At 62.2% G+C, this 14,332-nt stretch carries 12 protein-coding genes; 5 read left to right on the forward strand and 7 right to left on the reverse strand.

Annotated features, from left to right (window positions below; translation table 11 throughout):
* Window positions 1-377: 377 nt before the first annotated feature.
* From fumC to NLY33_RS24405, 3 genes are all read left to right on the forward strand, one after another.
* The gene (gene fumC / locus NLY33_RS24395; protein ID WP_023705701.1) at window positions 378-1,775 is read left to right on the forward strand and encodes a class II fumarate hydratase; all 1,398 of its coding nucleotides are present in this window, start codon (window positions 378-380) and stop codon (window positions 1,773-1,775) included.
* 249 nt (window positions 1,776-2,024) lie between these two features.
* A complete protein-coding gene (locus NLY33_RS24400) occupies window positions 2,025-2,447 on the forward strand; it encodes a DoxX family protein (protein ID WP_023671490.1) in 423 nt (140 codons plus the stop codon).
* Between the two features lie 137 nt (window positions 2,448-2,584).
* Window positions 2,585-2,992 (forward strand): DoxX family protein, encoded by a 408-nt coding sequence (locus NLY33_RS24405; RefSeq protein WP_023705700.1) that lies wholly within the window; start codon window positions 2,585-2,587, stop codon window positions 2,990-2,992.
* A gap of 259 nt (window positions 2,993-3,251) precedes the next feature.
* Here the strand turns inward: NLY33_RS24405 and ppx are convergent, their stop codons facing one another.
* Window positions 3,252-4,784 (reverse strand): exopolyphosphatase, encoded by a 1,533-nt coding sequence (gene ppx, locus NLY33_RS24410; RefSeq protein ID WP_023705699.1) that lies wholly within the window; start codon window positions 4,782-4,784, stop codon window positions 3,252-3,254.
* Window positions 4,781-6,976, reverse strand: coding sequence for an RNA degradosome polyphosphate kinase (locus tag NLY33_RS24415; protein ID WP_023705698.1), 2,196 nt, complete (start codon window positions 6,974-6,976; stop codon window positions 4,781-4,783). The genes ppx and NLY33_RS24415 overlap by 4 nt, the downstream gene beginning before the upstream one ends.
* A 233-nt stretch (window positions 6,977-7,209) precedes the next feature.
* On the opposite strand from NLY33_RS24415, the gene NLY33_RS24420 reads away from it, so the two are divergent.
* Together NLY33_RS24420 and NLY33_RS24425 are read left to right on the forward strand one after the other, a co-directional pair.
* The gene (locus NLY33_RS24420; protein WP_023705697.1) at window positions 7,210-7,455 is read left to right on the forward strand and encodes a zinc-finger domain-containing protein; all 246 of its coding nucleotides are present in this window, start codon (window positions 7,210-7,212) and stop codon (window positions 7,453-7,455) included.
* A 19-nt stretch (window positions 7,456-7,474) separates the two neighbouring features.
* Window positions 7,475-8,713, forward strand: coding sequence for an FAD-dependent monooxygenase (locus NLY33_RS24425; protein WP_023705696.1), 1,239 nt, complete (start codon window positions 7,475-7,477; stop codon window positions 8,711-8,713).
* A 223-nt stretch (window positions 8,714-8,936) separates the two neighbouring features.
* Here the strand turns inward: NLY33_RS24425 and NLY33_RS24430 are convergent, their stop codons facing one another.
* From NLY33_RS24430 to NLY33_RS24450, 5 genes are all read right to left on the reverse strand, one after another.
* Window positions 8,937-9,602, reverse strand: coding sequence for a TIGR02117 family protein (locus NLY33_RS24430; protein ID WP_023705695.1), 666 nt, complete (start codon window positions 9,600-9,602; stop codon window positions 8,937-8,939).
* A 99-nt stretch (window positions 9,603-9,701) separates the two neighbouring features.
* A complete protein-coding gene (locus tag NLY33_RS24435; protein WP_023671483.1) occupies window positions 9,702-10,505 on the reverse strand; it encodes an amino acid ABC transporter ATP-binding protein in 804 nt (267 codons plus the stop codon).
* A gap of 84 nt (window positions 10,506-10,589) precedes the next feature.
* Window positions 10,590-11,747, reverse strand: a complete 1,158-nt coding sequence (locus NLY33_RS24440; RefSeq protein ID WP_023705694.1) for an amino acid ABC transporter permease — start codon at window positions 11,745-11,747, stop codon at window positions 10,590-10,592.
* A gap of 4 nt (window positions 11,748-11,751) precedes the next feature.
* Window positions 11,752-12,939, reverse strand: coding sequence for an amino acid ABC transporter permease (locus NLY33_RS24445; RefSeq protein WP_023671481.1), 1,188 nt, complete (start codon window positions 12,937-12,939; stop codon window positions 11,752-11,754).
* A 62-nt stretch (window positions 12,940-13,001) separates the two neighbouring features.
* Window positions 13,002-14,030, reverse strand: a complete 1,029-nt coding sequence (locus NLY33_RS24450; RefSeq protein WP_023671480.1) for an amino acid ABC transporter substrate-binding protein — start codon at window positions 14,028-14,030, stop codon at window positions 13,002-13,004.
* Between the last annotated feature and the right edge of the window lie 302 nt (window positions 14,031-14,332).

A 14,332-nucleotide genomic window follows, 5' to 3' on the forward strand; every position in this document is an offset into this window, starting at 1 on the left:
CAGAAGGACAAGCGCGTAAGCTACCTCATCGCTGCTGTTGCCTGTGAGACGCCGGTACGGATGGTAGTTTGGATCGTGTGGCAGCGTCGCTCGTAGGTAGACGTGAATTGCGCATTGCTGATCCTGGGGGAAGTTTGCGTAGAGCAATCCGCCAGCTCGACATGATCTCATCGAGCAAATCCGCAAGTTTCCGTCCACTTTATGGGATCAAGCCGGACTGAGGAGCAATTTCCTTCACACGAAAGTGGAGGGTGCAGGAGTCCCGAAGGGCGGCGCTACTGCTTCAACCGATTTACTGCCTGCCGACCGCAATCTCTGCTTGAAGGCCATTGTGCAACGCGATACGCCGTTGCCGAATTCGATCGTCGGAGAGACAAGTGACCGCTGCCACGACCAGAACCGAAACCGACACGTTCGGCCCCATCGAGGTTGCCGCCGACCGTTACTGGGGCGCGCAGGCGCAGCGTTCCCTCGGCAATTTCAGGATAGGCTGGGAAAAGCAACCGGCCTCGATCGTGCGTGCGCTCGGCATCGTCAAGCGAGCGGCGGCGGAAGCCAATATGGAGCTGATGCGGCTCGATCCGGCAGTCGGCAAGGCGATCATCGAGGCGGCGCAAGAGGTGATCGACGGCAAGCTGAACGATCATTTCCCGCTGGTCGTCTGGCAGACCGGCTCGGGCACGCAGTCCAACATGAACGCCAACGAGGTGATCTCCAACCGGGCGATCGAACTTCTGGGCGGCGTCATGGGCTCGAAGAAGCCGGTGCACCCTAACGACCACGTCAATATGAGCCAGTCGTCGAACGACACCTACCCGACAGCCATGCACATCGCGTGCGCCGAGCGCATCGTGCACGATCTGCTGCCGGCGCTGAAGCATCTCCACGCTGCGCTCGAGGTCAAGACGAAGGCCTTCGCCCACATCATCAAGATCGGCCGCACCCATACGCAGGACGCGACACCCCTCACGCTGGGTCAGGAATTTTCCGGCTACGCCGCGCAGGTGGCCTCTTCGATCAAGCGCATCGAGATGACGCTGCCCGGCCTGCAGGAACTGGCGCAGGGCGGCACCGCCGTCGGCACCGGCCTCAACGCGCCGGTCGGCTTTGCGGAAAAGGTGGCGGCGCGCATCGCCGAAATCACCGGCATTGCCTTCGTCACCGCGCCGAACAAGTTCGAGGCGCTCGCCGCGCACGATTCCATGGTGTTCTCGCATGGCGCCATCAACGCGGCGGCCGCCGCCCTCTTCAAGATCGCCAACGACATCCGCTTCCTCGGCTCCGGCCCGCGCTCGGGCCTCGGCGAACTGTCGCTGCCGGAAAACGAGCCGGGTTCCTCGATCATGCCGGGCAAGGTCAACCCGACCCAATGCGAGGCTCTGACGCAGGTCTGCGTGCAAGTGTTCGGCAACAACGCCTCGCTGACCTTCGCCGGCAGCCAGGGCCATTTCGAGCTCAACGTCTACAATCCGCTGATGGCCTATAATTTCCTGCAGTCGGTGCAGCTGTTGGTCGACGCTTCGATATCCTTCACCGACAATTGCGTCGTCGGCATCGAGGCGCGCGAAGACAACATCAAGGCCGCGCTCGACCGCTCGCTGATGCTGGTGACAGCGCTGGCGCCGACGATCGGGTACGACAATGCCGCCAAGATCGCCAAGACCGCGCACAAGAAGGGCACCACCTTGCGCGAGGAAGCACTGGCCACCGGGCTGGTCAGCGAGGCAGACTACGACCGGCTGGTGCGGCCGGAGGACATGACGCATCCGGGTTAAGCGATTCCAGGGGAAGTGCCTTCCTCGAAGCGCGCAGCCCTTCCTCTTTGGAATTGCGTCAACTAGAAATCCGAATTGTGTGGCGGGACAATTTGCTCCCGCCGCTGCTGGCCGCGACAAGAATTTTGCGTCGGTCGAACGATCCCGAAATGTACGTCCTGTGAACAATGTGTCGCCGGACTGGCGGCTTTGGTGAACAGTCGGCTTGGTCTATCTGACCGGGACATCAACCCTTTTCGGAGAGCCACCATGTCCATCAACACTTCCGCTGCCGGCGCCGGCATCGCGTCCAACAGCTCCACCACCATCCTGCTCGGCCGCATCCTGCTCGCCGCCATCTTCCTGCTTTCCGGCTTCGGCAAGCTCACCGCCATTTCCGGCACCGCCGGCTATTTCGGCGCCATGGGCCTGCCGGTGCCGACCATAACGGCCATTGTCGTCGGCCTGATCGAATTGCTCGGCGGCCTTGCCGTGCTCGTTGGCTTTCAGACCCGCATCGCCGCCTGGGTGCTCGCGGTCTTCACCATCGCCTCGGCCTTTGTCGCCCATACCGGCTGGGCCGACCAGAACCAGATGATCCATTTCCTGAAGAACGTCGCCATCACCGGCGGTTTCCTGCTGCTGGCTTCCTCGGGCCCTGGCGCCTACTCGATCGACGCCAAGCGCGGCTGAGCTTTCCCTCCCAAGCCTGAAAAAAGCGGCGTGGAATTTTCCACGCCGCTTTTTCGTTGTCTGCCCAAGCGCGCGCCCGTCCCATCCCTGCTAGGATCGGTCTCGAAACAGCCGGCGGACAGACAACGGAGATGACCATGCCCCGCGATGCATTGCTTCTGATTTCCCGGCTGCTGCTCGCCGCCCTGCTCGTTCCCTCCGGCTACCACGCGCTCGCCGACATTGCCGGGACGACCGGCTATTTCGCCGGCCTCGGCATGCCATTGCCGACGCTTGCTGCCTGGAGCACCGGGCTGTTCGAGTCGATTGCCGGTCTCTTGATACTGGTCGGCTTTCAGACGCCGGTCGTTGCGATACTTCTTGCCGCTTTCTGCATCGTTGCAGGCTCCATCGGCCACTACGGCCAGGGCGGCGATGACCCGATGCTCACCTTCCTGCACCAGCAGATGCTGATGAAGGATATTGCCATCGCCGGTGGATTCCTGGCGCTAGCCATGGCCGGCGCCGGGGCCTGGTCGATCGACGGGCGCCGCGCCGCGGTCTGATATCGTCAAATATCGTCCCAGGTTGATCCCTCGCCGAGGCAGGTCGACCCCCACTCCGTCTCGGCTCCGCCGAGCCACCTCTCCCCCGATCGACGGAGTAGAGGAAGGGCTCGAGCCTATTGCCGCCAACGCTTTCCAACGAGGCTCCCTTCCTTTCCCTCCGGAGGGGGAAGGTGGCGGTGCGAAGCAGCGACGGATTGAGGAAGCCGGTCCTCGAACGCGAGGCCGACGACGACATGGTTTTGCTGTCAGGCCGCGCCTACTTCACCGACACGCTCTGCCCACCCTCGACCGCCAGCACCAGCCGGCGGTTGGTGATCCGCGCCAGTTGCGCCAGCCGTCCGGCCGGGCGTTCGCCGTAAAGATCGGAAAGTGAGGCCGGCAGCACCAGCGCCAACGTGCCATTGCCGCGGTTTTCCCATTTCAGCCGCGGCATGACGCCGGGCATGGCCGCCGTCAGCAGATAGACGACGCGCAGCACCGCCGCCAGGATGCGGGCGCGCTCGAGATAGCGCGGCGTCGCCAGGCCGCGGATTTCCGGCGCCGCATCGTTGAACACGCCTTCGTGGCGGAACAGGCCGACCAGCGCCAGGAAGGCACGGCCGGGGTGATCGACGCCAATGAAGGAGGCGTGGGCAATGATGTTGAGCGACTGCTTGCCGCGATATTCCGGGTGTGCGCGCCAGCCTATATCGGCCAGCAGACAGGCAGCGTGGCGATAGCGCGCCTCATCCTCCGTCTCGTCGATGCCGAAGGCGGCAAAGGTCTTGTCCGTCCATTCGACAAGCTCATGCGCATGGGTGACCGAGCGCGACCGCAGCCGCGCCAGTTCCTCCGAAGCGGAGACCAGCGGATCGGCCTTCTGCTCGGCAGGGTCGAGCAGCGAATAGAGAAACCCTTCGCGCACGCCCAATGCCGAGACGATGATCTTCGACGGCTGCATCGCCGCCATGATCTCCTGCAGCACGACCGCGCCATAGGGCAGCAGCGAACGGCGGTTCTTCGACACGCCTTCGATGCCCTTGACCTTCTCGATCTCGCCTTTCGCCACCTGCTTCAGGAAATTGGCGGCGCTGTCGACACCGATCTCATAGTGGTGCATGACGCCAAGCGGGTAGTTGGTCATTTCCATGTGCAGCCGGGCAAGGTTTCGCCAGGTGCCGCCAACGGCGTAGAAGGGCCGTCCCTGCCCGCCCTTCAACAATTTGGCGCGCGCCAGTTCGTCGCGGGTGATCTTTGCCGCCTGGGCGAGCGAATTCCTGGCCATGTCCTGCAGCCGCAGGCCACCCAGCGGCAGCGTGATGCCGTCGCCGATCGCCTCGCCATTGATGTCGATAAGCTCCAGGCTGCCGCCGCCAAGATCGCCGGCAATGCCATTGGCGGGGTGGAAGCCCGAAATGACGCCAAGCGCCGAATAATGCGCCTCCTGCCGGCCAGTGAGCACGCGGATCTCGGTCTTGAGCACATCCTGGGCGCGGTGGATGAAATCGGGGCCGTTGATCGCTTCGCGGGCCGCGGCCGTTGCCAGCACAAACATGTGCTCCGCACCCGCCTGGTCGGAGAGCGCGCGGAAACGGCGGAACTCCTCCATCGAGCGCGTCACCGCCTCGGGGTCGAGCTTGCCGGTCGAAACGATGCCGCGGCCGAGGCCGGCCAGCATCTTTTCGTTGAACAGCAAGGTCGGCGAGCGCGCCAACCCTTCATAGACGACAAGGCGGATCGAGTTCGAGCCGATGTCGATGATGGACAGCGGCCGGCGATCCTGCAGCCGGCCTTGGGACGTTGAAATCATGAGCCGCTGTTCTTCTTGCGACGCTTGAACTGCGCGATGCGCTTGGGCGCATGCGACTTCAGCGCGTCACCCCGTCCCGACAGGCTCGGATTGGTCATGAAATATTCCTGCGCGTTGAACGGTTCCTCACCCTCATCCAGCACGACGCGCCGGGAGGTTCCGTCAGCCAATACGTCGAAACTTTGCTGGTTGTCCATGATGTTGCCCAGCATGATCTGGCCAAGGATCTGTTCATGCACCGTCGGATTGGTGATCGGCACCATGGTCTCGACGCGGCGGTCGAGATTGCGTGGCATCAAGTCGGCCGAGGCGATGTAGACGATCGCCTCGTCCGACGGCAGGCCATGGCCGTTGCCGAAGCAATAGATGCGGCTGTGTTCGAGGAAGCGGCCGACGATCGACTTGACTCTGATGTTTTCCGACAGGCCGGGCACCTGCGGCCGCAGGCAGCAGATGCCGCGCACGACGAGATCGATCTCCACGCCGGCACGGCTGGCGTCATAGAGCGCATCAATGATGTTGGGATCGACGAGCGCGTTCATCTTCATCCAGATGCGCGCCGGACGGCCAGCCAGCGCGTAGGCGACCTCGTCGGCAATGTGCTTGAGGATACGGCTGCGCAGCGTAAACGGCGAGATGGCGATCCGCATCTCATCGGTCGGCTCGGCATAGCCGGTGATGAAGTTGAACAGCTGGGCGACATCGCGCGCGATCGTCGGATCGGTGGTGAAGAAGGACAGGTCGGTGTAGATGCGCGCGGTCACCGGATGGTAGTTGCCGGTGCCGAGATGCACATAGTTGCGCAGCTTGCCGTCCTCACGCCGCACCACGAGCGACATTTTCGCATGGGTTTTCAGTTCGAGGAAGCCGAACACGACCTGGACGCCGGCGCGTTCGAGGTCGCGCGCCCAGCGGATGTTGGCTTCCTCGTCGAAGCGCGCCTTGAGCTCGACCAGGGCGGTCACCGACTTGCCGGCCTCGGCCGCGTCGACCAAGGCGCGCACGATCGGGCTGTCGTTGGAGGTGCGGTAGAGCGTCTGCTTGATTGCCACCACCTCCGGGTCGGCCATCGCCTGGCGCAGGAACTGGACCACCACGTCGAAGGATTCATAGGGGTGGTGGACGACGATGTCCTTCTCGCGGATGGCCGCGAAACAGTCGCCGCCATGCTCGCGGATGCGCTCGGGAAAGCGCGGATTGTAGGGGGTGAACTTCAGGTCGTCGCGCGGCACGGCGACGATCTCGGAAATCTGGCTGAGCGCCAGCGGGCCGGTCAGAACGCTGATGCGGCTCGAAGAGACGCCAAGCTCGCCGGCGACGAACTCGCGCAATTCGCCGGGCATCGACTTGTCGAATTCGATGCGGATGACCGAACCGCGGCGGCGCCGCTTCAGCGCCGTCTCGAACAGGCGCACGAGATCTTCCGACTCTTCCTCGACCTCGATATCGCTGTCCCGGATGATGCGGAAGGTGCCGGAACCCTTGACCTCATAGCCGGGGAACAGCTTGCCGATATAGAGGCCGACAGCCTCCTCCAACGGAATGAAGCGAACGTGCTGCTTGCGGTCGGGCAGACGGATGAAGCGCTTCAGCGCCACCGGCAGGCGCAGAAGCGCGCTCATCTCCTCGCCATTCTTGCGATGGCGCAATTGCAGCGCCATCGAGAAGCCGAGATTGGGAATGAACGGAAACGGATGCGCCGGGTCGATCGACAGTGGAGTCAGGACCGGGAAGACCTGGTCCTGGAAATGATCTTCCAGCCAGACTTTCTCATCCTTGGTCAGTGCATCGCGGGTGATGCTCTCAATGCCTTCCTTGTTGAGCAGCAACATCAGCGCCGAAAGGCTGTTCTGCTGGTCCTCCTGCAGCCGCTCGACCTCGCGCAGCAATTGTTCCAGCTGCTGCTCCGGCGTGCGGCCGTCGGGGCTCTTGAGCGCAATGCCTTCGCGCACCTGGCCCGCAAGGCCGGCGACGCGGACCATGAAGAATTCATCGAGATTGGCGGCCGAAATCGACAGGAAACGGACGCGTTCGAGCAGCGGATGGTGCTCGTTCTGTGATTCCTCGAGCACACGCCGGTTGAACTGCAGCCAGGAGAACTCACGGTTGACGAACCGATCGGGGTTGCCGCCCTCGGGGCTCGCCACCTCGACATTGATGAATTCGCTCTGCACCGGCTTCAGTTCGTTCATGGTTCCTGCTCTTCCCCGCCAACCGTCCCTTGGAGCGCCGCTGGACGTGCCATGCCTCTAACACGCTTTTGTGACGCATGGCCCTTCGGCGAAAACCATTCCGATTTCAGGGACATGCACTTAACCGGCTCACCGTATCCTCTGACAGGCTTTTGCGACAGTTTCATTTCATCGATCTTGCAAACAGGTCTGTTATGTTCCAGATGCTTTTCGACGAGATCAAGGAGACGACGATGGCAGGCGGTTCCATTCCCCACTTCCAGAACGATGCGGGCCATCCGGCAATCGACATCGGCGTCAAGGAATTCATGTGCACCGGCGCCAACCCGCCCTTCGACCATCCACACGTGTTCCTCGACATGGGCGACGACAATGAAAAGGTCTGCCCCTATTGCTCGACGCTCTACCGCTATTCGGCGAAGCTGAGGGCGACGGAAACGCTGCCGGCCGGTTGCCTTTATATCGACCAGGCCGCCTGATCCTTCCGCGACAAGCCCGATGGAAGACATCAGGTCCCGGCAGGTCATAATCGCCGGGGCCGGCATCGCCGGGCTGACCGCTGCCCTTGCCTTCGCCGGACGGCGTTATCCGGTAAAGCTGATCGAACAGGCACAGCACCTAGACGCGGCCGGCGCCGGCATCCAGCTTTCGCCCAACGCAACACGCATTCTTGGAAAACTCGGCGTGCTCGACCGGCTGCTGCCCGCAGCGTTGCGGCCGGAAGCGGTCGTGCTCAAGGACGCCGGGACGCTGCGCGAACTGGCGCGGGTACCGCTTGGGCAAGCCGCCGAAGCGCGCTGGCAGGCGCCTTATCTCGTCGCTCACCGCGCCGATCTGCAGGCAGCGCTGCTGGCGCAAATGGCCGAACGGCCGGAGATTGAGCTCATCACCGGCGCCCGCGTGACCCGCATCGTCAAAGACGCGCAATATGTCGCCGTGACCGCCGAAGTGGACGGCCGCGAGATCGAGGCACGCGGCAAACTGCTGGTCGGCTCCGACGGCGTCTGGTCGGCAGTCAGGGCGCAACTCGCAGGCGAGGACTTCGTCAAAAGCCGTTTTTCGGGCGAACTCGCCTGGCGAGTCACGATCGCGGCCGAGAGCGCCGCCGGCGAAGCCTTTGTCGCGATCGGCGCCGCCGACTGCGTCACCACGTTCCTGCATCCAGGCTTCCACATGGTCGCCTATCCCGTCAGCAAAGGCCGGGCCTTCAATCTCGCCGCCTTCACCAAGGGTGAGCGCATGGCCGAAGGTTGGTCGGGCCATGCCGATCCCGCGATCCTCACGGCTGCCCTGCGCGGCACCGCGCCGGGCCTGACGAAGCTCGTGGCACTGGCCGGCCCATGGACGGCCTTTCCGATCCACACCGTCGAACAACAGCGGTGGACGAGCCCGCAGGGCATCGCGCTGATCGGCGACGCTGCGCATGCGATGACGCCGTTTGCCGCACAGGGCGCGGCAATGGCGATCGAAGATGCCATCACGCTTGCCGACGCTATCGCCGATTTCCCTGGCGATCTGCTCAGAAGTTTTCAAATCTGGGAAAATCTTCGGCGGCCGCGTGTCGCCAAGGCCGCGCGTCGTGGGGCCGTAAACCGCCTCGCCTGGCATGCTGCCGGCCCGGTGGCGATCGCCCGCAATCTGTTCCTGGCCATGCGCTCGCCCGACAAGCTCGCCGCCGACCTCGACTGGCTCTATGGATGGCGAGCGGACATTCGGCAGTCTAGATCGTCGACGTAGCGATCCTTCCCACCCCCCTCTGTCCTGCCGGACATCTCCCCCCGCAAGGGGGGAGATTGGATGTCGCCGTCGCCTTCGCCAAAATCGCCGGCGTTGCAGCAGGAGCGCCGCGGGCAAAACGGCTGATCTCCCCCCTTGCGGGGGAGATGGCCGGCTGGCCAGAGGGGGTGCTGTCCCGCTGACTTCAAAAGATCCAACACTGTCGCGGTGCGATGAAGGACTGCTAGTTATGAAACCGCATTGAAAATCCCAGCGAGGCCGGCAGCGGGTTCCACCAGCCGGTGCGCAGGCCGGCGGTGCGCAGGCCGGCGGCTGTCCAGGTGTTGCAGCCGACCAGCGCGTTGAAATGGCCGTTCGCCTCGAAGAAGCGGTCGAAGCTGGAATAGGCGGCGTTCTCGATGACGACCGGACCATGCGGCCCTTGCTGGAAACTCGCGTCGATATAGTCGAGCAGCGCTGCAAAACGTTCCTCATCGATGTCGAAACCGGTGACAGCAGGGTGCGGCTCGGCGATGGCCCCGGCGATATCGACATGCATGACCGAGGCGTCCAGTGTCAGCGCCTTGAGGACGGGCACTGTCTTCAGCTGCGACCAGCTCGGCGTCTCCAGATAGAAGGCCCGGCCGCCCCAGCCAAAGACGATGTAGCGCACTTCCGGGGCGTCGACAGGGATGCCGGCAGCGACCAAGAAATGGAAGCGCCGGTGCACCTCGTCATCGACGGGAATGGCGATGTCGGTGTGGATCGGATTCTCCAGCACCAGAATATGGCGCGTGCCCTCACCCGCCGCTGACGCCGGCCACAGCGGACGCGGCACCAGCGTGCCGAGCGTGGCAGCGAGCGCGACCACGATAATCAGCATGGCCACGAAACGCAGGGCTTTTATCATGCGGCGGCGGCTTTGTGTTTCAATGGAGAAGATCAACCCCGGATAGCAAAAGAGCCCGGCCGCATTACGGCCGGGCTCTTTTGGTTCGCATGAAAATGCTCAGTGCAGGATCTGCGACAGAAACAGCTTCGTGCGCTCGTGGCGCGGATGGTCGAAGAACTCGGCCGGCGTGTTCTGTTCGACGATCTGGCCCTGATCCATGAAGATCACCCGGTTGGCGACCTTGCGGGCAAAGCCCATTTCGTGAGTGACGCACAGCATGGTCATGCCTTCCTCGGCCAGGCCCACCATCGTTTCCAGCACTTCCTTGATCATTTCTGGATCGAGCGCCGAGGTCGGCTCATCGAACAGCATGATGCGCGGGTTCATGCACAGCGAACGCGCGATCGCTACGCGCTGCTGCTGGCCGCCCGACAGCTGGCCCGGATATTTGTTGGCCTGTTCGGGGATCTTGACGCGCTTGAGGAAGTGCATCGCGATTTCCTCGGCCTGCTTCTTCGGCGTCTTGCGCACCCAGATCGGCGCCAGCGTGCAGTTCTCCAGGATGGTCAGATGCGGGAACAGGTTGAAGTGCTGGAACACCATGCCGACCTCGCGGCGCACCTCGTCGATCTTCTTGAGATCGTTGGTGAGTTCCTTGCCGTCGACGATGATCTTGCCCTTCTGGTGCTCTTCCAGCCGGTTGATGCAGCGGATCATGGTCGACTTGCCCGAGCCCGAAGGACCGCAGATGACGATGCGCTCGCCGCGCATCACCTTGAGGTTGATGTCCTTCAGCACATGGAACTCGCCATACCATTTGTGCATGCCGATGATGTCGATTGCGACATCGGTGGTCGAAATGTGCATCTTCTTGGCATCGACCTTGATCTCTTCGGCGCTGACGGCGTTTTCTATGACCATGGCAGGTTCCCCTTTTTGTTCTGTCTTTTAGCTATGATGCATGTCGTTGTCCCAAAACCGCTAAACACTTTTGGGCGACATGCATCAACGTTTGTGGCCGGTGTCGAGCCGGCGTTCCGTGTACATCGAATACCGCGACATGCCGAAGCAGAACAGCCAGAAGACGAAGGCTGCAAAGATGAGACCGGATCTCGCGGTCTGTGGCGTCGCCCAATTGGCGTCCGAGAAGTTCTGCTTGACGACGCCAAGCAGGTCAAACATCGAGATGATGATGACGAGGCTTGTGTCCTTGAACATACCGATGAAGGTATTGACGATGCCGGGGATGACCAGCTTCAGTGCCTGCGGCAGCACGATCAGCACCATCTTCTGCCAGTAGCCCAGGCCAAGCGAATCCGCACCCTCATACTGGCCCTTGGGGATCGCCTGCAGGCCGCCGCGCACCACTTCCGCCATATAGGCCGCGGCAAACAGCGAGACGCCGATCAGCGCCCTGAGATATTTGTCGAACGAAACCCCGGCGGGCAGAAACAGCGGCAGCATGACGCTGGCAAAGAACAGAACGGTGATCAGCGGGATGCCGCGAACGAACTCGATGAAGACCACGCACAGTGTCTTGACGATCGGCATCTTGGAGCGCCGGCCGAGCGCCAGCACGATGCCCATCGGCAGCGACACGGCAATGCCGACAAAGGACAGGCTCAGCGTCACCAGCAGCCCGCCCCATAGCTGGGTCTCCACATGCGGCAGGCCGAAGATGCCGCCGACCAGGAGCACGAACGCGATGATCGGCAGTGCCAGGAATAGAAGAATGGCGTTCAACCCCTTGCGCGGCACACGTGGCATCAGCAACGGCACCAGCAGCGCCACGAACAGGACGGCGACCAGGATCGGCCGCCAGCGCTCTTCCAGGGGATAGCGGCCAAGCATCAACTGGCCGAACTTCGCGTTGACGAAGGCCCAGCAGGCGCCTGACCAGCCGTCCGGCTGGATTCCGCCTTGCGCCACCGTGGCGCATACAGTCCGGTCCGGCCCCGTCCACTGGGCGTTGATGAAGGCCCAGTTGACGATGGGCGGCACGATCATCACCACCAGCGCAATAGCCACTACAGTCAGGATGACGTCGCCCACCGAACCGATCAGGTTCTTGCGAACCCAGGCCAAAGGCCCCCGCACGCCGGCCGGGGCTTGTTGAGCGAGTGCCATTTCGGTCCGCACCCAGGAGGTATCATGTTCCTGCATGGTCTTACCTCTCCACCAGCGCCATCCTGGCGTTAACCACATTCATCACCGCCGACGTCACCAGGCTGATGATGAGATAGACGACCATCATGATCAGCACACCCTCGACCGCTTGACCGGTCTGATTCAGCACTGTGCCCGCGATCGCCGTCAGGTCGGGATAACCGATGGCGATGGCCAGCGACGAGTTCTTGGTCAGGTTGAGATACTGGCTGGTCAGCGGCGGGATGACAATCCGCATGGCTTGGGGAACGACGACAAGCCGCAGGATAGATCCCGGCCGCAGCCCCAGGGCGCCAGCCGCTTCGGTCTGACCCTTGCTGACGCCGAGAATGCCGGCGCGCACGATCTCGGCGATGAAGGAGGCCGTGTAACAGGACAGCGCCAAATAGAGAGACAGGAACTCCGGCCCGATCTGAAAGCCTCCGGTCAGGTTGAAGGTCGATTGTTTTGGAAAGTCGAAGCTCAAGGGAAAGCCGCTCAGCGCATAGGCCAGGAGCGGAAGGCCGACGATCAGCGCCGCCGAAGTCCAGAATACGGGAAACTGCTGGCCCGTTGCCATTTGCCGCTGGCGTGCCGTGCGCGCGACAAAAAAAGCCATGGCGATGCCGACAAGCAAGGCGACAAACATCAGCCAGGAGCCGTCGCCCCAGATAGCGCGCGGAAAATAGAAACCGCGTTGGTTGAGGAAAGAGCCGAACGGCAAATTGAAACTGTCGCGAGGCGCCGGCAGTACCGCGAGCACGCCTGAATACCAGAAGAAGATCACCAGCAGGGGCGGAATGTTGCGGAACACCTCGACATAGACCGTGCAAATCTTGCGAACCAGCCAGTTGCGCGATAACCGGCCGACGCCGACAATGAAGCCAATGATGGTCGCGGTGATAATGCCGGCAACGGCGACGATAATGGTGTTGATAAGCCCGACGACAATGGCCTGGCCATAGGTCGAATCAGAATCATAAGCGATGGGCCTGACTGGAATGTCAAAGCCTGCTCGGTTGTTCAGGAAGCCAAAACCGGAAGTAATATGCAGGCGCTGCAGGTTGACGATGACGTTGTGGACGATCCACCAGACGCCCGCCACCAGCAAGATGACAACCACCGCCTGGAAGAAAAACCCGCGGACTTTCGGATCGTTGATGAAGGAACCGCGGCTCGGCTCCTCGCGAAGAACTTCCTGCGATGCCATTGCTCATCCCCTGGAAAGAGAAACCGGAAGGCAGATGATCTGCCTTCCGGATCACATTTCGATCAGCGGATCGGCGGTGCGTATTGCAGGCCGCCCTTGGTCCACAGCGCATTGATGCCGCGCGCGATCTTCAGCGGGCTGCCGGTGCCGACATTGCGCTCGAACATCTCGCCGTAATTGCCGACTGCCTTGACGATGTTGACGACCCAGTCATTGCTCACGCCAAGGTCGGTTCCGATCTTGGTTTCGGCTTCCTGACCGAGCACGCGCTTGATCTCCGGATTATCCGAGGTCTTCATCTCTTCGACATTGGCCTGGGTGATGCCCAGTTCCTCTGCCTGCAACAGGGCGAAGTAGGTCCACTTGACGATGTGGTACCACTGGTCGTCCCCCTGGCGTACGGCGGGGCCGAGCGGCTCTTTGGAGATGATCTCGGGCAGCACGACATGGTCGGCCGGCGCACTCAGCGTCAGGCGGATGCCATAGAGGCCGGATTGGTCGGTGGTGTAGACGTCGCAGCGGCCGGCGTCATAGGCAGCGTTGACCTCTTCCAGCTTTTCGAAGACGACCGGGTTGTACTCCATCTTGTTCGCCTTGAAGTAATCGGCGAGGTTGAGCTCGGTGGTGGTGCCGCTCTGCACGCAGACTGCCGCACCTGAAAGCTGCAGCGCCGAATTGACGCCAGGCAGTTTCTTGGCGTTGATCATGAAACCCTGGCCGTCATAATAGGTGACGCCGATGAAGTTCAGGCCAAGCGCGGTATCGCGATTGATGGTCCATGTGGTGTTGCGCGACAGGAGATCGATCTCGCCCGACTGCAACGCGGTGAAGCGCTCCTTGGCGCTGAGCGGCGTGAACTTGACCTTGGAGGCATCGCCGAAGACTGCACCAGCGACAGCGCGGCAGAAATCCGCGTCGATGCCTTTCCAATCGCCTTTGTCGTCAGGCGCCGAGAAGCCGGCCAGGCCCGTCGAGACACCGCACTGGATGAAGCCCTTCGCCTTGACGGTATCGAGCGTTGTCGCCGACGCGGCCGAAGCCATCCATCCAAGCGCAGCGGCACCGAGAATGCCAATTGCAATATGTTTCATAACCCACAGACCCTTTTCTGTTTTCAGGTAAACCCTGATCCTCAGGCAAATCCTGATCTTTTCCCGCGTGAACCCGGCTCCCATCCGGCTCATTCCGGAACCTCGCGTCGTAACCGACGCCCGGCCCCTCCCATTCACGAACTGCATCGAAGGCGATTATCTCTGTGAGGTCAAGGGAAATGACCGTTTCACGACAGCTTTGAAAACCAATTGCCGCAAATGCCTGAATTGCGGACAACACCATCAGGAAAGCAGCAAGCCCCGCAAACAAAAACGGCAAAGTCCGTCGACGCTAATCCACA

Origin of the sequence: Mesorhizobium sp. C432A (assembly GCF_030323145.1) — a bacterium.
Taxonomy (GTDB): domain Bacteria; phylum Pseudomonadota; class Alphaproteobacteria; order Rhizobiales; family Rhizobiaceae; genus Mesorhizobium.